The following is a 23,798-nucleotide window of genomic DNA, read 5'->3' on the forward strand; positions in this document are numbered from 1 at the left end:
AATCCAAATGTAGCAAAAATATGTGCTTTTATGGAATTTATTTGTTTTCATTGAACGAATTTGGAAGTAATTCAGGTAATAATTTAATAAGAATAGGCAAAAGCAAACTGCCGCCCGGAATTAAAAAAATAGTAAACGCAGGTACTGTTTTCCCCAGTTCAATAAACTGATTTTTAAGCTGTTGTTTTTCTTTTTTAGAAAGATTACTGTATGTGGCTTTTACAACAAGTTGCATAAGTAGTTTGTTGTTTTCCAATTCTTTAATTAAGCTTTTCTTGTTTCTTTTAATAAATAAAGCAACGCTTTTATTCGTGTTTTTATACAGCTTTTTTAAAGGATGCGAAAACTGAAAATAGGGAATTTCTTTTTTATGTGCGTTGATAAATTCCAACATAAATCGCAGTGCTTTTTTAGTGACCACTTTTTGGAGTTCCAATTTTTTGTTGAGTTCCAGAATAAATTTAAATTCTTTGCGATCGATTTTTTCATCGTTCCATAAAACCATTAGCGCAATATCTGCCAAATAACTTTTCCCATAAAAAGTTTTAATATTTTGTGTGTTTAAGGCTAAAAGATCAGGCGTAAATTGTGCTTTGTCAACATATTTCAAAGAGGTTTGCATGATTTGCTGTATCTTTTGGTCGTATTTAGTTACATTCTGTTTTTGATGAAAACTAATCACCACCAAATGCGAAATCGTGTGTTCTAAATAGTTGTAATAATTCAGAATTTCGGTTTCATTCATCAAAAATCGTCTAAAACACAAAACATCTGTAAAAATTAAAAAGTTTGATAAATGTTCTGAAAATGTTTTGTTTAAATAATTAGCAGAACGATGCGTGCGGTCATTTAAAATTTTTTCGAGTGAAGCAAATGCTTTTTTTGAGGGAAAGGTAATGAATGAAAAATAAGATTCGGTTTTGGCATTCTTTATTTTTGCATAAAAATCTTCGGCTTGTTTGGTAAATTCGTGAAAATCGGTTTGTTTTTTAGTAAGCACAAATGTTCCGTACAAAGCTTCTAAAAGCACAATTTTGGTAAATTCTTCTTGTGTAAGATCAAATGAATTAAAGATAGGTTGTATTGTTTTGGTCGTAAAACCATATACAAAGCCTGTTTCACGAATTTTTTCGTAAAATGTTTCTTCGCTAAATGCAGTAAAAAAAGATGGATTACTCAATTTAAAAAATTTAGTAATCCATAACTCTTTCGATGGGTTCATATACTTATTTCAATTCAAAAACTACATTTACATTGGTAGAAATTTCAATTTCGCCCACTGCCAATGTTTGATTCATGCCCGCAGATTCATCGGCCATTGCCGTTTTCATCATATATACGCGCGGATTATTGATTGACGATTGATCGTTAATAATCAATGCTTTGCCAATATTCTGTCCCAAGGCAGCCGCATAGTCTTGTGCTTTTTTCTTGGCATCAAGCACGGCTTTTGCTCTAATTTCAGTAGCATACTTTTCAGTTTGGGTTGATTTGAATTCTACTCCGTTGATTGTATTTGCCCCTGCTTCCATTAAATCGGCCATTAATTTTTCATAATGATCTAAATTTCGCAACGTAATGGTAACTGTTTGGCTCGCCACGAAATAGTCTTTTTTCTCTTGATATTCTCTTGTTTTGTAAAGATTCACACGCTGTGTTTGATAATCTTTTTCGGCAATATTGCTTTTTTTGATTACTTGAATCATTTTGGCAATAATTTCATCGTTTTGCTTTTTTGCCTTTGCAGAATCCAAGTCTTTAATTTCTGCACCCATTGTGATAATTGCATAATCGGGTTTTATTTTTACCGAACCTTCGCCGTTTACATTTACCTGTGGAGTAATTGTGTTGTTGTTTTGTGCCATAGTAGTAAAAGTTACTAATACTAATGAGAATAAATAAAGAATCTTTTTCATTTTATTTTTTGTTTACAGTTATTAATGAAGCCATTTAAAGTTTTTTTCAATGGCCTTTATCATTTCACCTGCAATATCCTTGCCAGTTGCACCCTCAATTCCTTCTAAACCTGGAGAAGAATTTACTTCTAAAAGCAAAGGTCCTTTGGCAGAGCGAATTATATCAACTCCGGCAACTTTTAAATTCATGGCTTTTGCTGCTTTAATGGCAATTTTCTTTTCATCGGGCGTAACTTTTACAATCGATGCTTTTCCACCTAAATGAATGTTGGCTCTGAACTCTCCGGGCAAAGCTTCGCGCTGCATAGCCGCCACAACTTTTCCGTCAACCACAAATAAGCGCAAGTCTTTTCCATTGGCTTCTTTTATAAATTCTTGAACCAAAATATTGGCTCCCACACTTTTAAAGGCGTTAATTACCGATTCGGCTGCTTTTTTGGTTTCAGCCAAAACCACCCCTTTTCCTTGCGTACCTTCTAAGAGCTTAACAATTAATGGCGAACCACCCACCATATTTATCAAATCGTTGGTATCTAAAGGGGAATTTGCAAAACCAGTTGTAGGAATGTCAACACCGTGATTTAAAAGCATTTGCAAAGAATATAATTTGTCGCGCGATTGAGTGATTGATGCGGCATTGTTCAAGCTATATACTTTTAACGACTCAAAATGACGGATTAAAGAGCAACCATAATAGGTCATACTTGGACGAATTCGAGGAATAACAGCGTCAAAATCATTTAAAATTCGACCGCCACGGTAGTGAATTTCCGGATGATCGGCATCTAATTTCATATAACAATGTTTAATGTTTAGAAAGTGCATTTCATGACCTCGCAATTCACCTGCTTCCATAATGCGTCGGTTGGAATACAGCTCTGGATTGCTTGCCAAAACACCAATTCGCAAACCTTTTTTATCACCCAAGTGCGATGTGCTGTAATATTCTTTTAGTTTTTCTGGGGTAACGATGCCAAATTTAAAATGCTCATCAGGATCCACAATGATTCTACCCGTCATCGCCTCGCGGCCCAAAAGCATCCTAAAGCCCATAGAATCGCGGTTTGTTAAGGTAAGTTCAATATTCCATGACTGTTCCCCTAAGGAAAGCTCGGTTTGAATCACATATCTGCTTTCACGTGTTCCGGTACTGCTTTTAACAACACGTTTATCAATAACTTTTGCTTCACAGTTTATGGTGCTTTTTGCACTTCTTTGAATGGGATGAATGACAAATTTCACCCATTTTTCACCATTTTTTTCAAAAGGAACAATTTGTTCGGCATGTAAGGCAGAGGTTTTTGCACCTGAATCTACGCGCACTTTTATAGCCGGAACCTTTAAATTGGGTAAAGAACACCATTCTTCGCTACCAACAATAATTTTGTCAATCATAATTTTTTTCTGTGTACAACTAATACAACTAATGTATTAAAAAAATCGAATGATTAATGCATTTTGTAAAATAAAAAACCGCTTTTTTTTTACGAAAGCGGTTTAAATAGTCTTTTTTAGGTTGATTATAGGTTAAAAGCTTGCTTTACAGCATCAATCTTATCTAACTTTTCCCAAGTAAATAACTCAACTTCTATGGTTTTTTCATCACCATTTGGACTTTTAAATGTTTTGGTAACGGTTTGGTTTTTTCGCCCCATATGTCCGTAAGCTGCAGTTTCACTGTAAATAGGTTTTCTTAATTTTAGCGTTTGTTCGATATGATACGGACGTAAATCAAATAATTCAGTGATTTTTTTTGCAATTTCGCCGTCGCTAGCATCTACTTTTTTAGTGCCGTAAGTGTTTACAAAAACACCCATTGGCTCTGCAATTCCAATTGCATAAGAAACTTGAACCAACAATTCATCGGCCACACCGGCAGCCACTAAATTTTTTGCAATGTATCGCGCAGCATACGCAGCAGAACGATCTACCTTGCTTGGGTCTTTTCCTGAAAAAGCACCACCTCCGTGTGCACCTTTGCCGCCATAAGTATCCACAATGATTTTTCTGCCCGTTAAGCCAGTATCTCCGTGTGGTCCGCCAATAATAAAAACACCTGTTGGATTCACATGATAAGTAATTTCATCATTGAAAAATGCTTGGTATTGCGGGTATTTTTTTAATAAACGAGGAATTAAAATTGAAACAATATCTTTTTTAATTTGATCTTGCATCGCTTTTTCTGCTTTGTTTTTGGCTTCTAAAGATGCATTTTCGGGCTTAATAAAATCATCGTGTTGGGTTGATAATACAATAGTTACCACGCGTTTGGGTTTGTTGTCATCATCATATTCCAAAGTTACCTGTGATTTAGCATCTGGTCGCAAATAGGTAATTTCACTGTTTTCACGGCGCAAATCTGCCAGCTCTTGCAACAATTTATGTGATAAATCCAAAGCCAATGGCATATAATCTTCGGTTTCGGTGGTTGCATATCCAAACATAATTCCTTGGTCACCTGCACCTTGTTCTTCTTTGTTCACCTTATCAACCCCTTGGTTAATCTCTGCCGATTGCTCATGAATAGCCGATAAAATACCGCACGAATTGGCATCAAACATATATTCACTTTTTGTATAACCAATTTTTTTAATCACATCGCGTGCAATTTGCTGAACATCTAAATAGGTGTTTGATTTTACTTCGCCCGCCAAAATTACTTGGCCTGTTGTTACTAATGTTTCGCAGGCAACTTTAGATTCCTCGTCGAAAGCTAAAAAATTATCGATTAATGCGTCTGAAATTTGATCTGCGATTTTGTCTGGATGTCCTTCACTTACAGATTCTGATGTAAAATAATATGCCATAATTTAGTTTTAAAAAATTTAAGGAGGTAACTAAATTGCATGCCTTTTACTAAAGTAGTTTTCTGCTTTAGCATTTTTTAAAGAGGTTGCAATCAGTCAAATTTTTCCTCGCGAATAACGCCACAAATATACAATTAAGATTTTTATTAAAGCCAACCTTTTACAATATTTTATGAGGCATAAAAGTGAATTATTTAAATCGATTTTATATTAAAGTAAAATTATTTTTAATTTTTTTATCTAAAAATTAATTAATTGAATAAAAGTTTGTATTTTTATTAAAAAATTTAACTGCTTTATGAAAACAAACTATATTTTATTTTTTACCGTACTTTTACTTATCGGTTGCAACAAACAACCCAATTCTGAAACAGCAGATCAACCCGTTGTAACAAAAAACAAAAAAGCGAAAGAACATCCAGAAGCTGCATTTGTCAACCAACAGATATCGAACTTGCAATATCAAATCGAAGCTTTTAAAATTGGAAAAGAAAAAGTTGCAAATCCAGAACTGAAAAAATATTTGAGCGATCATTTACAGGATTTAGAAACCTTACAAAGCGATTATAAAAGTGCAGCAGCAGCTCACCAAATCGATATGCAACCAATTTCTGAAGAGTTGCAAAAAGATGTTTATAAACTAGCTATTGCAGACACAAAAGGATACGATAAAGTTTTTCTTTTGTATTATAAAGATTTTCTTTCAAAAGCCATGGATCAAATAGCAGAATCAAAAACAACAGAGCCCGCTTTTACGACTCTAAAAAATAAACACGGAAATATACTATATGAACAAAAATTGTATTTTGATGTGTTGAAATAAAACGCACGATTGTATTTCATACCAAAAAATCTCTTTTTTCCTTAAAAGAGGTTTTTTTTATAAGTAAAAATTGAAATAATTTATTAGTTTTATCTCAAATATCAACCTTTATAAAACAGATGGAAATACTAATTAAAAAGCAGTCTGGAGAAACAGCTGTTTTTTCTAAAGAAAGTTTATACCGCTCCTTGGTAAATTCAGGAGCAGACAAGAAAGATGCACAAGCAATTTGCACTACCATAACCCAAGAAATTTATAACGGAATTACAACAAAAGAACTGTATGAAAAGGCTTTTGCATTGTTAAAAACCATAAAATCTTCGGTAGCGGCTCGTTACAGTTTAAAAAGAGCTTTAAAAGATTTAGGTCCGGAAGGTTTTTATTTTGAAAAATGGGTCGCAAAAATCTTTGAGGTTCAAGGTTTTGATACAATTACCAGTCAGGTTTTAGAAGGAAAATCTACAGTTACACATGAGATTGATGTAATTGTTTCGAACCGAAGAACAGATATTGTTTGTGAATGTAAATTCCGAAACGATATGGATGCCAAAATAAGTGTAACCACTCCGATGTATTTTTTATCACGATTTAACGATTTAAAAAAAGCAGATTTCACATTTTTTGGCAGACCTTTTAAACCCACCAAAGGTTTTTTAATTACAAATGCATTTTTTACAACCGATAGTATTGCTTTTGCCAAACATTATCGTATTCAATTAATCAGTTGGAATTATCCAGAAAAGAATAGCATTAAGCGATTAACAGATCAATTTGGTTTGTATCCCATCACCTGTTTAACAACATTAACCAATGAAGAAGAACAGAAATTATTGTCTAAAAATTGTATTTTGGTACGCGAATTAGTCAAAAACCCAGTATTGTTAGACCATTTTAAATTCAACAAAAAACGCAAACAGATTATTTTACAAGAAGCTACGGATTTATTAGGAATAACATAAGGATTAAGGGGTGAGCGGAGGATAGATCATTTCTTTTTCACCCCATATTGAATACCTGCTTTCGCAAATTGATCTTTTAATAGATATAATTTCTCGCCGCACTCATCATACAAATCAATATTTTTAGAACTTTTTCTAAACCCGTTACATTGAAAACAAATTTCTAAAAAACCGAATAATTGATTATTTTCATCAAAAAATAAAACAGCATTTCTTGGTGTATAGCAACCAGATCCGATACTTCCGAGGTCTTTTGCCTTAATTCCGAAATTAAAAATTAAATCGGTAAATTCATTTTTCTGTTCCTCATTTAAATCAACTTTTTCTTCAAAACAATCAGCGTCATAATATGAAAAATTATTTTTTAGCTCATCAAAATACATTTTTATGATAGAACCGTGTATAAATTCTTCTATTTTCCCACTTTTATCTAATTCTAATAGACTTTGTTTTATTAATTTGTCAATTTGCTTTTTTGATAATTTTTTTGGATCTTCTTCAAACGAAGCAAAAACAATTCGTGCTGCTTTATTAAAAGGATAGTTTTGATTTCGTTCTTCAACAGAAAAATTATTAATTCGAACACATCTTGCTTCTTCTTGAGCAAATGTCTTTGCAAATGAAATAAACAAACAGAAAGTAACTAAAATTCGGAAAAGCATTAGTATTATTTTAAAAAGTAAACATACAAAAAAACCTCAAAAGATGAATTCCTTTGAGGTTTTTTTATTCAGTTCAACTTTTTAAACATTGAACCTTAAACTTTAAACAAAATCTTACAAGTGAATCACTTCATCGTAAGCAGCAGCAACGGCTTCCATTACCGCTTCACTCATTGTTGGGTGTGGGTGTACTGCTTTTAAAATTTCGTGACCTGTGGTTTCTAATTTACGGGCAACAACTGCTTCTGCAATCATATCGGTAACGCCAGCACCAATCATGTGGCAACCCAACCATTCGCCGTATTTTGCATCGAAAATCACTTTTACAAAACCGTCTGGAGTTCCGGCTGCTTTTGCTTTTCCTGATGCAGAGAACGGGAATTTACCAACTTTAATTTCGTAACCCGCTTCCTTTGCTTTTTTCTCTGTCATACCAACCGATGCAATTTCCGGTGTTGCATAGGTACAACCAGGAATGTTTCCGTAATCTAACGGCTCCACATGCAAACCTGCAATTTTTTCTACACATAAAATTCCTTCAGCCGAAGCAACGTGTGCCAAGGCTTGTCCTGGAACTACATCGCCAATTGCGTAATATCCTGGGATATTTGTTTGATAGAAATCGTTTACTAAAATCTTATCGCGATCTGTAGCAATTCCTGTTTCTTCTAATCCGATATTTTCTATGTTTGATTTGATACCAACTGCAGAAAGTAAAATATCAGCTTCTAAAACTTCTTCGCCTTTAGCTGTTTTTACGGTAGCTTTAACGCCTTCGCCCGATGTATCAACTTTTTCAACAGATGAATTGGTCATGATGTTGATTCCTGATTTTTTCAAAGAACGTTCAAATTGCTTTGATACATCTTCGTCTTCAACCGGAACAATATTTGGCATAAATTCAACAATCGTTACATCAGTTCCCATTGAATTATAGAAATGAGCAAACTCTACACCAATTGCTCCTGAACCAACAACGATCATTTTCTTTGGTTGCGTTGGCAAGGTCATCGCCTGGCGGTAACCAATTACTTTTTTACCATCTTGCGGTAAGTTTAGTAATTCGCGAGAACGAGCACCCGTTGCAATAATTATGTGATCTGCAGAAATTTCGGTTACGTTGCCGTCTTTATCTGTAACATCTACTTTTTTGCCTGGTTTTACTTTTCCGAAACCATCAATCACTTCGATTTTGTTTTTCTTCATTAGGAATTGAACACCTTTGCTCATTCCTTCTGCAACACCGCGTGAACGACTTATTACGGCATTAAAATCTTTGTCAACTTCGCCATTGATCGTTAAACCGTAATCGGCAGCATGTTTTAAATAATCGAAAACTTGTGCAGATTTTAATAACGCTTTGGTAGGAATACACCCCCAGTTTAAACAGATTCCGCCTAAATTTTCTTTTTCTACCACGGCAACTTTAAAACCCAATTGCGAAGCTCTAATAGCTGTTACGTATCCGCCTGGACCGCTACCTAAGATAATGATGTCGTATTTCATTTTTATTTGTTTTTAGCTTTAAGCATACAGCTTTTCAGCGTTGATTTTTTTTAATATTAAATATGCTTTATTTGTGTTGCGAATTTAAGAATTTTTTTAAAACTTTTATACGCTTTTTTATTTGTTAATTGACTGATGTTGAACTTGCATATTGCGATTCGTACAGATTTTTATAAGCACCACTTTCTTTTGCAAGTAATTGAGCATGTGTGCCGGTTTCCAAAATAGCACCTTGATCCATCACCACGATTAAATCGGCATTTACAATGGTTGCCAAACGGTGCGCAATGATGATTGATGTGCGGTCTTTTGTTACGATTTCCACTGCATTTTGCAACAATTCTTCTGAATAGGTATCAATTGAAGAAGTAGCTTCGTCTAAAATCAAAATACTTGGATTGCTCATATATGCACGCAAAAATGCAATTAATTGTCGCTGACCCGATGACAGCATCACACCGCGTTCTTTTACGTTGTAATCGTATCCGCCCGGAAGTTTTTCTATAAAATCGTTAATCCCAATTTTTTTTGCTGCGGCAATCACATCTTCTTTGCTGACATTTGGATTATCTAAAATAATATTGTTTAAAATAGAATCCGAAAACAAGAAAACATCTTGCAAAACCACCGCAATTTGATTTCTTAAACTGCTTAAAGTAAATTCATTAATATTTTTTCCATCAATCAAAATTTCGCCTGATTCAATATCGTAAAATCTGCTTAAAAGATTGGCTATAGTCGATTTTCCAGCACCTGAAGCTCCTACAAAGGCAACGGTTTGTCCGGCCTTAATATTCAAATTGATATTGTTAATTACTTTTTTGCCGTTGCTGTAACTAAAAGCTACATTCTTAAAATCAATGGTGCCATTAAAAGCAGGAGCTGTAAGTTTGCCTTCTTCCTGAATTAAATCATCACGGTCTAAAATTTCAAAAACCCGGTCTGCGGCAACAATCCCCATTTGCATCACATTGAATTTATCGGCAATTTGTCGTAACGGGTTAAACAACATCGAAATCATCATGGTATATCCAAACAAATCGCCAGTTGTGGTTAAATTATCGCCCTGAACAATCGTAAATCCACCATAAATAATCACACAACCCAATGTTACCGCCGAAACAATATCGGCAATGGGGAAGAAGATAGAGTTATACAAAATGTTTTTCTGCCAAGCATCGTTGTGTTTTTGGTTGATTTTTTTAAAATTTTCGTATTCAATTTGCTCACGGTTGAACAGTTGAACGATTTTCATTCCTGTTAAACGTTCTTGTATGAAAGTGTTTAAATTGGCAACTTGTAAACGCACTTCTTCAAAAGCAACTTTCATGTGTTTTTGAAAAATTCGGGTAGCATACAGTAAAATGGGCATGGCTACAATCACAATGAGCGTTAGTTTCCAATTCATCCACAACATAATGCCTAGAACAACCAACATTTTTAAAACATCGCCCACAATCATAAAGAGTCCTTGGCTGAAAATACTTGCAATATTTTCAATATCGGATACATTTCGAGTGATTAATTTACCAACGGGCTCGTTATCAAAAAAGCTCAATCGAAATTTAAGCATTTTGTTAAACAACGTTGTGCGAATGTCTTTAATAATGTTTTGTCCCAACCAACTTGCAATATAGGTAAAGAAAAACTGCGAACACACTTCTAAAAGAAGTACCAAAGCCATTAAAGCAACGTAAATATTCAATCCGTTTAAATCGGCTTTTGCAATATACACATCTACAACGTTTTTAACCATGTAAGGGCGCAACGCTCCGAAAATAGAAAGCGTGATAACCGTTACAACCACCCAAAAAATTTTGTCTTTGTAGGGTTGGGCGTAGTGCATTACTTTTTTTAGTGTAGAAGTTTTAGTTTGTTTCATTTATATATGGATAAACTACTTTTGTTAAATACAATCCGTGGGCAGGTACTGAAAAACCAGCCTTTCCACGATTTTTACTTTGAATGATTTGATGCACATCTTGAACCGAGATTTTTCCGATACCCACATTAATCAGCGTTCCCACAATGGCGCGAACCATATTGCGCAAAAAACGATTTGCAGAAATATGAAAAATCAATTGTGAACCGTTTTTTTCCCAATAAGCAGTGGTGATGTTGCAGTTAAACGTAAAAACATCGGTATGTGTTTTACTGAAACATTCAAAATCTTCATATTGCAGCAAAATTTGAGCTGCTTCGTTCATTTTATCAATGTCTAAATTTTTAAACTGATAATAACTTAAATTCTTTAAAAAGCTGTTTTTGAATGTATGGATATGATATTCATACGAACGCGAAACGGCATCGAAACGGGCGTGTGCCTCCTTATCCACCTCAAAGAAATTAAAAACGGTAATATCTTCAGGCAAAAACGAATTCAATTTTTGAACCATTTTAGCTGCATCAAAATCCACATCGGTATCAAAATGTGCATACATTAATTTTGCATGCACACCGGCATCGGTTCTGCCAGCACCAATTAACTCAAAAGGATCTTTAAACAATATATTTAAAGCCTTTGTTAACACTTCTTGTACGCTGATTGCGGTTGGTTGCAATTGCCAGCCGTGGTAATTTGTACCGTTATATGCAAACTGAATAAAGTACCTCAATTATTAAAATTTTAAACATACAAATATACTTTAATTTCAGAGAATGCGTGTATTAACAAAAAACTAAATATTTTTGTAGAAACAATATTTTATGAAAAAACAATTCTTTCTATTCTTTTTGCTGCTACATTTTGTAGCAAATGCACAGCGTTTCGATGATTATTTTGATGATAAAACCTTGCGTTTAGATTATATTTTTGCTGGAAATCACGAAAATCAGCAAGCTTTTTTAGGTGATAAGATACAGTTAGATAAATGGCACGGGCGGGTTGATAATCTGTCTGTTACGCCCATTCAAGGCAACGGTCAAATTAGGGTTTATAGCACAGCAAACAATCAATTAATCTATGTGTTGCCATTTGGAAGTTTGTTTCAGGAATGGTTAACCTTGGAAGATGCAAAAAAACAATTTAAAAGTTTTGAAAACTCTTTTTTAATTCCTTTTCCTAAAGAACCAATTCGGGTTGATATTACTTTTTTTACAGCAGATAGACAAGAACAAATAGTATCGCAGCAATTTATCGACCCAAAAGATATTTTGATTCGAAAAGCTAAAGATGTTAACAATCCGTATGAAATTGTTCATCATTCTAAAGTAAAAAATCCAATAAAAATAGCGTTGGTTGCCGAAGGATATACTGAAGCCGAATTAGATCTTTTCATGAAATACGCCCACAAAACTGTTGAAAATTTATTTAAACATCAGGTTTTTAAAAAATACCAAGATTATTTTGAAATTGTAGCTGTGAAAACCGTTTCAAAGCAATCGGGCATAAGTATTCCATCAAAAAATATTTGGCTGAATACGGCGGTTCAATCAAATTTTGATACGTTTTATTCAGAAAGATATTTAACCACGCTACACACCAAATTATTGCACACCCAACTGGAAAACATTCCGTATCAGCACATTATCATCTTAGCAAATACCGATTTTTATGGCGGTGGCGGAATTTTGAATTCGTACAGTTTAACAACTACGAAGAACAAAGAATTTGCACCGGTTGTAGTTCATGAATTCGGTCATAGTTTTGCTGGTTTGGCAGATGAATATTTTTACGAAGAAGATGTTTTTGAAAATAAAGCAATCTTAAGTGTGGAACCTTGGGAGAAAAATATAACATCATTGGTTGATTTTTCGTCTAAATGGAAGTATTTATTGAGCGATAAAATGCCGGTTCCAACGCCTTATTCTACATATAAACAAGGTGTGATAGGTGCATTTGAAGGATTAAAAGGCAACGGACTGTATATTCCTACATTAACTTGCCGAATGAAAATTAATAATACAAAAGATTTTTGCCCGGTTTGTAGCAACGCCATCGAAGAAATGATTTTATTTTACACCACAAATCAAACCAAATAAATGAAGAAAATTTTGTTACTGTCTGACACACACAGCTACATTGATGACCGAATATTGCACTATACAGAACAAGCAGATGAGGTGTGGCATGCGGGCGATATTGGCGATTTAAAGGTGACCGATGCATTAAAAAAGCACAAACCTTTGCGGGCTGTTTACGGAAATATTGATGATGCAGAAGCACGAAAAGAATTTCCGTTAGATGCTGTTTTTACATGCGAAGGAATGACAGTTTGGATAACGCATATTGGTGGTTATCCGGGAAAGTATCCTGCAAGAATTAAAGAAGGTTTCTTAAAACACAAACCAGATATTTTTATTTGCGGACACTCGCATATCCTAAAAGTACAGTTTGATCAACAATTACATTGTTTAACGTTAAACCCAGGGGCAGCAGGTATTTATGGGTTTCATCAAATGCGCACTATGCTGCGTTTTGAAATAGAAGAAGGAAAAATAAAAAATTTAGAAGTTATAGAATTAGGAAAACGATAGCACATGAAAGTATATAACGCAAAAGATTGGTTAGGATTTATTTTTAAAGTACACAAGTCGGATACCATTCGGCAATTGTGGCCGTCTATTTTATTAATGGGTGCTTTGTCATGGTTAGTGGCTTATTTAGAACTCGATTATTTTGATTTGGGACAGAATTCAGCCTTAAAAAACGCATCAATTATGCATAGTGTAATTGGTTTTGTATTGTCGCTTTTGTTGGTTTTTAGGACAAACACCGCTTACGACAGATGGTGGGAAGGCAGAAAAATGTGGGGAAAATTGGTAAATGACTCCCGAAATCTTTCCGTGAAACTAAATGCCTTATTGCCTGAGGAAGATAAAACGAATCGTGTATTTTTCAGCAACAAAATAAAGCTATTTGCAAAAGTATTGCACACCCACTTAACAAGCGAATCAACAAAATATATGTTGGATGAGGAAGAACATCCAGAATACGACGAGTACTTAAAAGCGCAACATCCGCCCACAAAAGTAGTGAGCAGAATGTATGTAATGTTACAAAAACTAGCTGCCGATAAAGTTATTTCCTTTGAAGATAAACTGATAATTGATCAAAATTTAAATGGTTTGTTAGATGTTGCCGGTGCTTGTGAACGCATTAAAAACACGCCAATACCAATGGCTTATGCAGCTTTTATTAAAAAATTCATCTTTATGTATGTGTTAACCCTGCCCATTGGTTATGTGTTTTCAACCGGCTACTATATAGTACCTTTGGTAATGATTATTTTCTACGTTTTATTGAGTATTGAATTAATTGCAGAAGAAATCGAAGACCCATTCAATGGAGGTGCAAATGATTTACCAACGGCAAAAATTGCAAAAAACATAGGCAAAAATGCATCAAATGTTTTAATGTATGCGAATTAAAATGCTATCTTTAAAAGAAAAATCATGAATACTAAAATCTTTACATTTCTTAAAAAGCTAAAAGCAAATAATAATCGCGAGTGGTTTTTAGAAAATAAAGAGCTGTTTGAAACTGCTAAGGCTGAAGCTAATCAATTATTTGAAGAAGTCTATAAAGAATTTCAGCGTATCGACAGCAACTTAGAACCTCTTAAAATTTATAGAATTTACCGCGACGTTCGATTTTCACCAGACAAAACACCTTATAAGGCACACTTTTCCATGTCGGTGGGAAGGGTAAAGCCTGATTTGCGTGGTGGTTATTACCTGCATATCGAACCGAATAACCAGTCATTTATTGGGGTTGGCTTTTTTGGACCCAACAAAGAAGATTTATTAAGAATTAGAAAAGAAATTGAATTAGATAATGAGTTAGAAATCATTCTTAATGCGAAAGAAATTAAGGAAGTTTTTGGCGAATTGGAAGGTGAAGAAGTAAAAACAGCACCCAAAGGCTTTGATAAAAACCATGAACGTATCCATCTTATAAAGAAAAAACAGTTTTTACTAACACATTCGCTAACCGATGAAGAAATTTCGCAAAAGGACTTTCACAAGAAAGCCGTTGCTATTTTTAAAGCAGCACAACCGTTTGTTGATTATATGACCGATGTGTTACTAAGCGATTTGAATGGAGAAAGAATGGTTTAAAAGCATTGTTTTTTTAAACCATTCTAGGAAATTTTGTTTATCAAGGGCTACTTAAAATCTTTTGTGTTTGCAGCCATTCCCACCAATCGAGCAATGATTACAGCAGGAAAAAGCACACCTAGCAATGACAAAAAAGTAGCCAGCATTTTAGAAAAAACATTTACAGGATAAATATCACCAAAACCAACTGTAGTTAACGAAGATAAACTAAAGTAAATAAAATGTATATAATCAATATCACTGCCGTTTAAGTTTACATTTCCTGCGATGGATGAACCCACAGTTGCATGAATTACTTCTAACACCAGTGCACCCATCAGCGCTATAAGCAGATACACATTTATAGCTCCGATTATTCGGTAAGCATTGATACTTTGGTCGCGGAATAAAAGGCGTAAATTAATGATAATGAATAAAAAAGCATTGGCAATAGCAATCACATTTTCCAATACATAATAGGAATAGGGATTATTGCCAAAGCGAACTGCTCTCAAAATAAGGTGTACACTAAATAACGTAATACTAATAAAAATCAGCCATTTGTTTGATGTGGAAAAAGCCCCCGTCAAGAACACGCTTAGCAGAAGTATATTGAATACCAAAACCCCATGATTGTTGTTTTGCATTACGATGGGTAGTACAAATACAACAGCAATAAGCATTACTAATAGCGTAGCAAAACTTACATCGGCTAACCAATAAGATTGTAGTTTATTGATATATCTTTTCATAAAATATTTTTAATTGTTTGTTGCGAAGATACTATTTTAATTAAAAAACTACATCTATTCTTTAAATTTATGACTTGTATAGTTAGCTTTCGGAATATAGATATAAAAAATTAACTATTATTATAATAATGTATTTTTTTGTTGACTGACTACCCAGAATAAAAGTTAAGAATTGGTTAACTGCCTAATGGATTTCAATAACATATTAATTAGAGATTTGAAAGATTTGCATTTAAAAAGTTGCATAATTTTCATGATTTATTTTGAATAATGAATAAATTCATTTTGTTTGAGGGAATTTCATATCGAACTAAGGATAAAGATGTATTAAGAACAAAGGAATATTGATTTATGAATTTTAAATAAAAATGTGAGTGAAAATATCCACATGTTGTGAACTATTTCTATAAAATTAAATTTCTTATCAATTTATTTTCGAAAGCTATTATCTTTTCTTGCATTAAAAAGTACAATCTTTTTATAATATTTTTCCAGTTTAAATATATAGTTATTATTGCTTTTATTTCTGTTTTTTATGCAGATAATGAGTGGGTTAGGATAGGATTGAAATTTTTGGGCGCAACCACAAAATTCATTTTTCGTAGTATAATGAATTTAGTTTCGTAGTTCCATTGGCACAATTTTTTATAGATTTTAATTAAAAAAGAAAGCTATGGAAATCGTAAAAATACAAGCATTAAAAAATTCAAAAAATTGCTATTCAAATGCAGTGAATTTTTTAGAGATGACACTAAAAATGGAAAAATCTGCGAAAATGACTAATCAAGTCGAAGGTTTTTCAAATCGAATTAAAGCAATCATGCCAGGTCTTTATTTGCATAAGTACCACGATGAAAATGTAGGTGCGATTTTTCAGAAAATTAGAGAGTGGTATGCCAATATCAGAACTTATTTGTTGTATTGCTGTTGAACTTCAAATTCTTGCGGGAATGAAGGTTCGTTTTATTAAAAATAGCATATCAGATGAAACAGGAATGAATATGCTAACAATTCCTTATATGGATGAACATGCTGGTACTTGTGCCGCTCTTGCTGCTGTTGAAATAGTCGAGAGCTTACTTGACGGAAAACCATACTTTATCAAGTACGATATTCAGCGCTTAAAAGAAGTATATGCAGAAAATCAACTCAAACAAGACATCTTGCCAAATATTCACTACTTTAAGATGAGCCCTCAAAAAAAAGCAGATTTTGGATATAGAGCTGTACAACAAAACGTTCCAAATAGTTCGCCAGTGCAACAAGCAACCTAGCACATGCGAAGGATTTAAAGTGCTTATTAGCATTTAGCATCCAACATTTAAACTAGAAACCATAAAATTGATAATATGAATCATTTGATTAAAATTGGAAGCATACTTGTAGGAGCTGCAACCGGAGCTACAGTCGGGTTATTACTTGCTCCTGCAAAAGGAGAAAAAATTCGACACAAATTGTTGAATAACTTTAAAAAGGGGGTTGAGGCAATTGAAACATCAACAGATAATTTGAAAAACATTTTGTTGGAAGAGGTTTCTGAAGAGTCTAATAATTTCGATCAAAAGCTTCAAAAAATCACCAACCGCTTTGCACACCAAAAGGATAAAGTCATTGCCACTTTAGAAGATAAAATATCCGAATTATCAAAAAATGAACCTCCTGCAAACGTAAACAATAGCGCAAACGAAAAAGAAGATGTTGTTTACAAAGCTGCTTATGAAACAAAAACAGAATTTTAGACAATTATTTTAAATCATTAATAATCAAAATAAATTTAATATATAATTTTTAAAAATGTAATGCTATGGACAGATTAGAATTAGAAGGAAAATGGAATCGTGTAAAAGGAGCCGTTAAACAAAAATATGGAGAATGGTTTGAAGACGATAAAGTTTTTACAGAAGGAAAATTTGATGAGGTGTTAGGAAAAATCCAAGAAAAATCTGGTAGAACGCGAGAAGATATCGAGCGTGAAATTAGAGATTGGGACGAGCGTACCATCTAAATTTTCTACGAATACGAAGCAATAAAGAGGCTGTCCAATTTTTGGACAGCCTCTTTATTTATCTCAACAAAAAACTATTTAAAATAATTAAAATCGTGCTTATTTTCAATATTCAAAAGCGTTTCATAAATGAGTTGAATAACGTTTTCTACATCGTTTCTGTGCACCATTTCAACAGTGGTATGCATATACCTTAACGGTAATGAAATTAAAGCCGAGGCCACACCGCCATTGCTGTATGCAAACGCATCGGTGTCGGTTCCAGTAACGCGTGACGAAGCTGCTCGCTGAAACGGTATCTTATTTTTTTCTGCTGTGTCGATAATTAAATCGCGTAAATTATTCTGAACCGCTGGAGCATAAGTTATCACAGGACCAGCACCAATTTTGGTATCGCCCTCTACTTTTTTATCAATCATTGGGGTAGTGCTGTCATGACAAACATCGGTAACGATTGCAATATTTGGTTTAATAGTTTGTGTAATCATTTCAGCACCTCGCAAGCCCACTTCTTCTTGCACCGCATTGGTGATATATAAACCAAAAGGCAACTTTTTATTATTTTCTTTTAATAAACGAGCTACTTCGGCAATCATAAAACCACCCATTCGGTTGTCTAATGCTCTACAAACAAACTTGTTGCCGTTTAATATCTCAAAAGTATCCGGATAGGTCACAATACAACCTACATGAATACCCAAAGCTTCCACTTCGGCTTTTGATTCGCATCCGCAATCAATAAAAATAGTTTCAATTTTAGGCGTTGGTTCTTCTTTTCCCGTTCGCAAACGTGTGTGAATAGCTGGCCAACCAAAAACACCTTTCACAATTCCTTTATTTGTATGGATATGCACACGTTTTGAAGGAGCAATTACATGGTCGCTGCCACCGTTTCTAATTACATAAATCATTCCGTCATCGGTAATATAATTCACATACCAAGATATTTCATCAGCATGCCCCTCAATCACCACTTTAAAATCGGCATCGGGGTTTATTACACCCACACATGTTCCATAAGTATCTGTAAAAATGGTATCTACATAAGGTTTTATGTAATCCATCCACAATTTTTGTCCTTCTTTTTCAACGCCGGTTGGCGAGGCGTTGTTTAAATATTTTTCTAAAAATGCTAAAGATTCGGTTTTTAGTACGGTTTTTGTTTCCATTATTTTTATATAATTTTAAACGAAAATAGTAATAATTTTGTTCTATATTTACCTTTAATTACACGAATTAACATGAGAAAAATTTTAATGTTGTTTTTTTTCTTTTTTGCCTTGCAAATGACTGCACAAGTTCATGATTGGGAAAAGTATGCCGACTCTCTAAGAACCAATGTTTTGGAGGATGGCGAGATTGAAAAAGAATTTCTTTTACCTGAAATGCACATCAATTTTTCGAAAGAAGAGTTAGAGCGCATCAAAATCCAAAGTATTTTAAGACGTCGCATTTTGCGCGTGTATCCGTATGCGGTTTTAACAAGTGAAAACTTAACCGTAATGAACGAGAATATGGCGAAAATGGAGAGTAATTCACAAAAAAGAAAATATTTAAAACGATCTGAAAAGTATTTAAAAGAGCAATTTGAAGACCGATTAAAAAAATTGTCACGCAAAGATGGCCAAATTTTAGTAAAACTGATCAATCGCCAAACAAACAAAACTACTTTTGAATTGGTGAAAGATTTAAAAAGTGGATGGAGTGCTTTTTGGAGCAATCAAACGGCAAAACTTTTTGATATTCAGCTAAAAACAAAATATGATCCGGCAGAAGTTTTAGAAGATTTTTATATCGAAACCATTATTAAAGAATTGGCTGCGGAAGGAAAAATTAATTACCAAAAAGCGGCACGCGATTTAAAAATGGAACAAGTGAAAGCCAACTGGAAAAAGAAGTTGGGCGATTCGGGATATTATCCAAAAGAAGATTAATCAAACATTTTTGATATATTTGCAGTAAGCATTTAATTCATGGAACAATTTATTGTATCGGCACGAAAATACCGCCCGCAAACCTTTAAAGATGTTGTGGGGCAACAAACCATCACAAGTACATTGGTGAATGCCATTGAAAATAATCATTTGGCACAAGCACTGCTTTTTACCGGTCCGCGCGGAGTGGGAAAAACTACTTGTGCACGTATTTTAGCACGAAAAATCAATCAAATTGGTTATGATGATCCTAACGAAGATTTTGCTTTTAATGTGTTTGAATTAGATGCGGCTTCTAACAACTCGGTAGAAGACATTCGTAATCTGATTGATCAAGTGCGTATTCCTCCGCAAACCGGTATTTACAAAGTTTATATCATAGATGAGGTGCACATGCTTTCTTCAGCGGCTTTTAATGCATTTTTAAAAACGTTGGAAGAACCACCAAAACACGCCATTTTTATTTTGGCAACTACCGAAAAACACAAGATTATTCCTACTATTTTATCTCGTTGTCAAATATTTGATTTTAAAAGAATTACAGTTAATGATGCAAAGGAATACTTGAAGGAAGTAGCAACCAGCCAAAACATCACCTTTGAAGAAGATGCTTTGCAGATTATTGCCCAAAAAGCAGATGGAGCTATGCGCGATGCATTGTCTATTTTTGACCGAGTAGTTTCTTTTTGCGGAACCAATTTAACTCGCCAAGCAGTTGCAGAAAACTTAAATGTTTTAGATTACGACTATTATTTGCGCGTTACCGACTTTGTTCTGGCAAGCGATATTCCAAATTTGTTACTTACTTTTGATTCGGTTTTGGCAAAAGGTTTTGATGGCAATCATTTTGTATCGGGATTGGCAACTCATTTTAGAAACTTGTTGGTTTGTAAAAATCCACACACATTAAATTTACTTGATGTGAGCGATGAAAATAAAAAATTATTTTATCAACAAGCAGAAAAATTCAATCAAGAAACTTTAATCGAAGCGATAAACATTGCCAATAGTTGCGATTTAAAATACAAAGCTTCGGCAAATCAACGTTTGCTGGTAGAGCTTTGTTTAATGCAATTGGCTACTTTAACACATCCTGAAAAAAAAAATTTAGTTCACACCTAATTCCAGCTTCGTTCTTTAAAAACGCATCAAAAAACCATACAATTGTTGTGGAAGATGCGAAAGTTGTGCGTGGTTCCGAACCTAAAAAAGAGCCGGAAAAAACAGATAATAATTCATCGCCAAAAGAAGAATTAGAAACTCAAAAAGTAATTATTTCTAAAGGAACAAACGAGCATCAAGTTTCGGCTTTATCATTAAAAAGTATTCGCAAGAAAAGAGAATTAGAAGCCTCCATTAATCCAGTTGCGATCAATCAAGAAGATTTACCAAAAGATTCATTCACTTTTGAACAACTAAAGGAATATTGGGATTATTGCTCTAAACAATATTACGCAACCGGTAGAATGTTGATGTCGAGCACTATGAATATGGCACAGCTTTCCTTAGACGATTGTTTGTTGATTGTTGAATTTCCAAACGAAGGAAGCAAACTGTCTTTTGAAGAAAACTTGTATGATTTAGTATCTTTCATTCATAAAAAATTGAATAATTATCATTTAAAAATAGAGGTGAAAGTGAATGAAAAAGCTGAAATTAAAAGAGCTTACACCATAAATGATAAATTAGATTATCTAAAAGAACTGAATCCGGCGTTGGATGTGCTTATAAAAACATTCGATTTGGAAATAAAACCATAAAAAAATGAAGACTTTTTAGTCTTCATTTTTTCTATCATCAATTTCAATTTTTAATAAAATTTTTGCCACTTCATTTTCTGCAAAAGATAAATTTCCAGCAACAAACACACCTCGTTCATCAGTTGTGGTGTTTTTAATACCATACACCGTAGATTCATCATCGGGATTGCTCATACCTTCGTATCGGTAAATTTCAACAATCTCAAAATCATTGGGTTTCGCAAGTATTTTGCTTTCTTCTACATTAAAATCTGTAGTAAATCCTTTTTCTTTCAATTCGGTTAACGCTTTTTCAACAGTTGCGTAGTGATACATTTTCTTCATAGTTTCTTTTTTTATTTGTAAGGTACAAAAAATAAATTAAACCAATTGTAAAAGTATTCTTAAAAAGTATTACGAATATTGTTTGTACTTTTGTAAAAATAAAATTTTATGATAGCTATAGGTACCTTTAATAAATTAGAAATTGCTCGCCGCACAAACATTGGATTGTATTTAACCGATGGTTCACAAGATGTTTTATTGCCCAAAAAATATTTACCAGAGCATTTTGAAATTGGCGACGAAATAGAAGTTTTTATCTATTTAGACCAAGAAGAACGCCCTGTAGCCACAACCATTGAACCATATATTTTTTTAAATGAATTTGCACTTTTAAAGGTAAATTACATCAATCAATACGGTGCTTTTATGGATTGGGGATTAGAAAAAGATCTGTTTGTGCCTTTTAGAGAGCAAGCACGCCCCATGACCGAAGGCAACTATTATATGATATATATGTATTTAGATGAAAAAACCAATCGATTGGTAGGCTCTTCTAAACTTAATCAATTTTTAAGCAATGATCCCATTACAGTGAAAGTAGGCGAGGAGGTTGACTTGATTGTATCACACATAACCGATGCCGGCATCAATGTAATCATCAACGAAAAACACAAGGGATTGATGTACCAAAGCGAAGTTTTTGAAGATTTTAGAACTGGAGATCGTATTATTGGTTACATTAAAAACATTCGCCCCGACGGAAAAATTGATGTTTCAAGAACCAAAATTGGTTTTGAAAAAGTATCAGATGCTGCATCCAAAATTTTAAATGAATTAGAAAAAAGCGGCGGATTTCTAGGTTTGAACGACAAAAGCCATCCCGATGAAATTAAAAGTGTGCTGGAGATGAGCAAAAAAACTTTCAAGCAAACTATTGGTGTGCTTTACAAAGAAAAGAAAATCGTTATTAAAGAAGATGGGATTTATGAAGTATAATTGTTAAAAATTTTAAAACTTCAATAAAAAATGCTAATTTTATAATACATCTAAAAAACTAAATAGTATGAAAAAGATTTTACTTTTAGCATTTGTAGCGGCATCTTTCTTAGCGTGCAACAATAAAAAAGAATGTGATGAACTAAAAGGCAGCTACAGCACCTTTGTTGAAGCCCGAAAAGAAATCACAAAAGCCAATTATCCCATAAAAAAAATGCAACTAACCCCTGAAAGTTCTTGGATTAAAAGAATTGAGTATTACAGTTGCAACGAAGAAGATGGCTATTTAATTGTATATACTACTCGGTCTGAAGAATATATTCACGCACATGTACCATTAAAAATCTGGGAAGAATTATCCACATCATCATCAAAAGGATCGTACTATAATTCAAACCTTGTAAACAGATATCCGTTTAATTTAAAACCAGCACAATAAAATTGGTACATTAGTTGTATAATATTAAAGCGCATATTGTTATTCTATAATAATGCATTAATTTTGCACCTTAATACTATACAAATGAAAAAAAACATCATTATACTTTTTGCTTTTCTATGTTTTAATACATGGAACGTACAGGCACAGATTGAAGATACCGATTTAGAAGAAATGGTTATCGACAAGTTATCTCGGGCAGGTATTATTGATATTATTAAAAAAGTACGCAACCAAATGTATAATAATTATTCGTATGATAATTACCAGTACTTTGTGTCGCACCAAGCAGCGATGAATGATAGTACAGAATTGCTTAAATCTGCTTTAATGTATGATGTTTCTATCAATTTAAAAAACAAAAAAATTAATAAAAGCGTTCTGAACCATCCAAAGAATGTTGTTTCTATGGATACCGTTTTTTTTGACCGATACAGCGGTAACGATTCGCCCATGTATTGGTTAACGGAAGTAGTAATCAGAAAATACGTGAACATACCTGAATTAGACTTTTTTAATAATTTCAAAGATTATTCGTTTTCAAGATCTAGAACAAAATCTGGAGATTATATTATTGAATTTTATTCGGAACAGTTTTACGAAGGCTTTTTTCAATATGATACTAATTTTAACTTAAAACGTTTAGAATTTACTTTGATAAAACCTTATGTAATTGATCACAGCCAATCGAAAAACGGTAAATTTATGTTTGAAAAAAATTGGATTTACACCAAAGAAAAAGTAGCAATTACTGTAAAAACAAATGCCGAAGGAAAGAATTATGTAGATGAATTAAAAGCCACTGAGGAAATTAAAGATTATAATTTTACCCGTTTTGACTCGCAAGGCGGTGTGGTGATAAAAGATATTGATTTAGATTTTAAATCAGATTTAATTTTTAAAAAGATGTAAAAAAAAGGAGCTTAATTTAAAGCT

General features: G+C 33.4%; 27 protein-coding genes. 16 read left to right on the forward strand and 11 right to left on the reverse strand.

What is annotated here, in order from left to right:
• Window positions 1-37 precede the first annotated feature (37 nt).
• The 4 genes from NPX36_RS10915 to metK form a co-directional block, all read right to left on the reverse strand.
• Window positions 38-1,222: an LETM1-related biofilm-associated protein gene (locus NPX36_RS10915; protein ID WP_257498737.1), complete on the reverse strand. Its 1,185-nt coding sequence runs from the start codon at window positions 1,220-1,222 to the stop codon at window positions 38-40.
• 4 nt (window positions 1,223-1,226) lie between these two features.
• Window positions 1,227-1,916, reverse strand: a complete 690-nt coding sequence (locus NPX36_RS10920) for an SIMPL domain-containing protein (protein WP_257498738.1) — start codon at window positions 1,914-1,916, stop codon at window positions 1,227-1,229.
• Between the two features lie 21 nt (window positions 1,917-1,937).
• Window positions 1,938-3,311, reverse strand: coding sequence for a 30S ribosomal protein S6--L-glutamate ligase (gene rimK / locus NPX36_RS10925; RefSeq protein WP_257498739.1), 1,374 nt, complete (start codon window positions 3,309-3,311; stop codon window positions 1,938-1,940).
• Window positions 3,312-3,436: 125 nt separating this feature from the next.
• The gene (gene metK / locus NPX36_RS10930; RefSeq protein WP_257498740.1) at window positions 3,437-4,723 is read right to left on the reverse strand and encodes a methionine adenosyltransferase; all 1,287 of its coding nucleotides are present in this window, start codon (window positions 4,721-4,723) and stop codon (window positions 3,437-3,439) included.
• A 298-nt stretch (window positions 4,724-5,021) separates the two neighbouring features.
• On the opposite strand from metK, the gene NPX36_RS10935 reads away from it, so the two are divergent.
• Together NPX36_RS10935 and NPX36_RS10940 are read left to right on the forward strand one after the other, a co-directional pair.
• Window positions 5,022-5,546 (forward strand): hypothetical protein, encoded by a 525-nt coding sequence (locus tag NPX36_RS10935; protein ID WP_257498741.1) that lies wholly within the window; start codon window positions 5,022-5,024, stop codon window positions 5,544-5,546.
• Window positions 5,547-5,665: 119 nt separating this feature from the next.
• Entirely contained in the window at window positions 5,666-6,505 is an 840-nt protein-coding gene (locus NPX36_RS10940; protein ID WP_257498742.1) for a restriction endonuclease, read from the forward strand.
• Between the two features lie 26 nt (window positions 6,506-6,531).
• Here NPX36_RS10940 and NPX36_RS10945 read toward each other — a convergent pair whose 3' ends face one another.
• From NPX36_RS10945 to truA, 4 genes are all read right to left on the reverse strand, one after another.
• Complete coding sequence (locus NPX36_RS10945; protein WP_257498743.1) at window positions 6,532-7,137, reverse strand: hypothetical protein; 606 nt, start codon at window positions 7,135-7,137, stop codon at window positions 6,532-6,534.
• A 144-nt stretch (window positions 7,138-7,281) separates the two neighbouring features.
• Entirely contained in the window at window positions 7,282-8,673 is a 1,392-nt protein-coding gene (gene lpdA / locus NPX36_RS10950; protein WP_257498744.1) for a dihydrolipoyl dehydrogenase, read from the reverse strand.
• A 124-nt stretch (window positions 8,674-8,797) separates the two neighbouring features.
• Complete coding sequence (locus NPX36_RS10955) at window positions 8,798-10,555, reverse strand: ABC transporter ATP-binding protein (protein WP_257498745.1); 1,758 nt, start codon at window positions 10,553-10,555, stop codon at window positions 8,798-8,800.
• Window positions 10,542-11,288, reverse strand: a complete 747-nt coding sequence (truA, locus tag NPX36_RS10960) for a tRNA pseudouridine(38-40) synthase TruA (protein ID WP_257498746.1) — start codon at window positions 11,286-11,288, stop codon at window positions 10,542-10,544. The genes NPX36_RS10955 and truA overlap by 14 nt, the downstream gene beginning before the upstream one ends.
• Before the next feature lie 91 nt (window positions 11,289-11,379).
• Here truA and NPX36_RS10965 point away from each other — a divergent pair, with 91 nt between their 5' ends.
• The 4 genes from NPX36_RS10965 to NPX36_RS10980 are packed head-to-tail and all read left to right on the forward strand — an operon-like array spanning window position 11,380 to window position 14,733.
• Entirely contained in the window at window positions 11,380-12,654 is a 1,275-nt protein-coding gene (locus NPX36_RS10965) for an IgA Peptidase M64 (protein ID WP_257498747.1), read from the forward strand.
• Window positions 12,655-13,149, forward strand: a complete 495-nt coding sequence (locus tag NPX36_RS10970) for a metallophosphoesterase family protein (RefSeq protein WP_257498748.1) — start codon at window positions 12,655-12,657, stop codon at window positions 13,147-13,149.
• Window positions 13,150-13,152: 3 nt separating this feature from the next.
• Complete coding sequence (locus tag NPX36_RS10975; RefSeq protein WP_257498749.1) at window positions 13,153-14,043, forward strand: bestrophin family protein; 891 nt, start codon at window positions 13,153-13,155, stop codon at window positions 14,041-14,043.
• 24 nt (window positions 14,044-14,067) lie between these two features.
• A complete protein-coding gene (locus tag NPX36_RS10980; protein ID WP_257498750.1) occupies window positions 14,068-14,733 on the forward strand; it encodes a DUF2461 domain-containing protein in 666 nt (221 codons plus the stop codon).
• A gap of 47 nt (window positions 14,734-14,780) precedes the next feature.
• On the opposite strand, the gene NPX36_RS10985 is transcribed toward NPX36_RS10980, so the two are convergent.
• Window positions 14,781-15,464, reverse strand: a complete 684-nt coding sequence (locus NPX36_RS10985) for a potassium channel family protein (RefSeq protein WP_257498751.1) — start codon at window positions 15,462-15,464, stop codon at window positions 14,781-14,783.
• A 673-nt stretch (window positions 15,465-16,137) separates the two neighbouring features.
• On the opposite strand from NPX36_RS10985, the gene NPX36_RS10990 reads away from it, so the two are divergent.
• The 4 genes from NPX36_RS10990 (at window position 16,138) to NPX36_RS11005 (ending at window position 17,469) form a co-directional block, all read left to right on the forward strand.
• Complete coding sequence (locus tag NPX36_RS10990) at window positions 16,138-16,395, forward strand: hypothetical protein (protein ID WP_257498752.1); 258 nt, start codon at window positions 16,138-16,140, stop codon at window positions 16,393-16,395.
• Window positions 16,358-16,738 (forward strand): cyanophycin synthetase family protein, encoded by a 381-nt coding sequence (locus tag NPX36_RS10995; RefSeq protein ID WP_257498753.1) that lies wholly within the window; start codon window positions 16,358-16,360, stop codon window positions 16,736-16,738. The genes NPX36_RS10990 and NPX36_RS10995 overlap by 38 nt, the downstream gene beginning before the upstream one ends.
• Window positions 16,739-16,813: 75 nt before the next feature.
• Entirely contained in the window at window positions 16,814-17,203 is a 390-nt protein-coding gene (locus NPX36_RS11000) for a YtxH domain-containing protein (protein WP_257498754.1), read from the forward strand.
• A 65-nt stretch (window positions 17,204-17,268) separates the two neighbouring features.
• On the forward strand, window positions 17,269-17,469 hold the full coding sequence (locus NPX36_RS11005) for a CsbD family protein (RefSeq protein WP_257498755.1): 201 nt from the start codon (window positions 17,269-17,271) through the stop codon (window positions 17,467-17,469).
• 74 nt (window positions 17,470-17,543) lie between these two features.
• On the opposite strand, the gene NPX36_RS11010 is transcribed toward NPX36_RS11005, so the two are convergent.
• The gene (locus tag NPX36_RS11010; RefSeq protein ID WP_257498756.1) at window positions 17,544-18,638 is read right to left on the reverse strand and encodes a M42 family metallopeptidase; all 1,095 of its coding nucleotides are present in this window, start codon (window positions 18,636-18,638) and stop codon (window positions 17,544-17,546) included.
• 72 nt (window positions 18,639-18,710) lie between these two features.
• Here NPX36_RS11010 and NPX36_RS11015 point away from each other — a divergent pair, with 72 nt between their 5' ends.
• From NPX36_RS11015 to NPX36_RS11025, 3 genes are read left to right on the forward strand one after another with little or no spacing between them, the layout of a single operon-like run.
• A complete protein-coding gene (locus NPX36_RS11015; RefSeq protein WP_257498757.1) occupies window positions 18,711-19,403 on the forward strand; it encodes a DUF4294 domain-containing protein in 693 nt (230 codons plus the stop codon).
• Window positions 19,404-19,442: 39 nt separating this feature from the next.
• Entirely contained in the window at window positions 19,443-20,525 is a 1,083-nt protein-coding gene (dnaX, locus tag NPX36_RS11020) for a DNA polymerase III subunit gamma/tau (protein WP_257498758.1), read from the forward strand.
• A 47-nt stretch (window positions 20,526-20,572) separates the two neighbouring features.
• Entirely contained in the window at window positions 20,573-21,163 is a 591-nt protein-coding gene (locus tag NPX36_RS11025) for a hypothetical protein (protein WP_257498759.1), read from the forward strand.
• Between the two features lie 15 nt (window positions 21,164-21,178).
• On the opposite strand, the gene NPX36_RS11030 is transcribed toward NPX36_RS11025, so the two are convergent.
• Window positions 21,179-21,487, reverse strand: coding sequence for a hypothetical protein (locus NPX36_RS11030; RefSeq protein WP_257498760.1), 309 nt, complete (start codon window positions 21,485-21,487; stop codon window positions 21,179-21,181).
• Between the two features lie 108 nt (window positions 21,488-21,595).
• Here NPX36_RS11030 and NPX36_RS11035 point away from each other — a divergent pair, with 108 nt between their 5' ends.
• The 3 genes from NPX36_RS11035 to NPX36_RS11045 all read left to right on the forward strand — a co-directional run bounded on the left by NPX36_RS11035 (window position 21,596) and on the right by NPX36_RS11045 (window position 23,774).
• Window positions 21,596-22,423, forward strand: coding sequence for a CvfB family protein (locus NPX36_RS11035; RefSeq protein ID WP_257498761.1), 828 nt, complete (start codon window positions 21,596-21,598; stop codon window positions 22,421-22,423).
• 67 nt (window positions 22,424-22,490) lie between these two features.
• A complete protein-coding gene (locus tag NPX36_RS11040) occupies window positions 22,491-22,862 on the forward strand; it encodes a KTSC domain-containing protein (protein WP_257498762.1) in 372 nt (123 codons plus the stop codon).
• A gap of 84 nt (window positions 22,863-22,946) precedes the next feature.
• Window positions 22,947-23,774, forward strand: coding sequence for a hypothetical protein (locus NPX36_RS11045; RefSeq protein ID WP_257498763.1), 828 nt, complete (start codon window positions 22,947-22,949; stop codon window positions 23,772-23,774).
• The last annotated feature ends 24 nt before the right edge of the window (window positions 23,775-23,798 follow it).

Origin of the sequence: Paenimyroides aestuarii (genome assembly GCF_024628805.1) — a bacterium.
In the GTDB taxonomy this organism is placed as follows: Bacteria; Bacteroidota; Bacteroidia; order Flavobacteriales; family Flavobacteriaceae; genus Flavobacterium; species Flavobacterium aestuarii_A.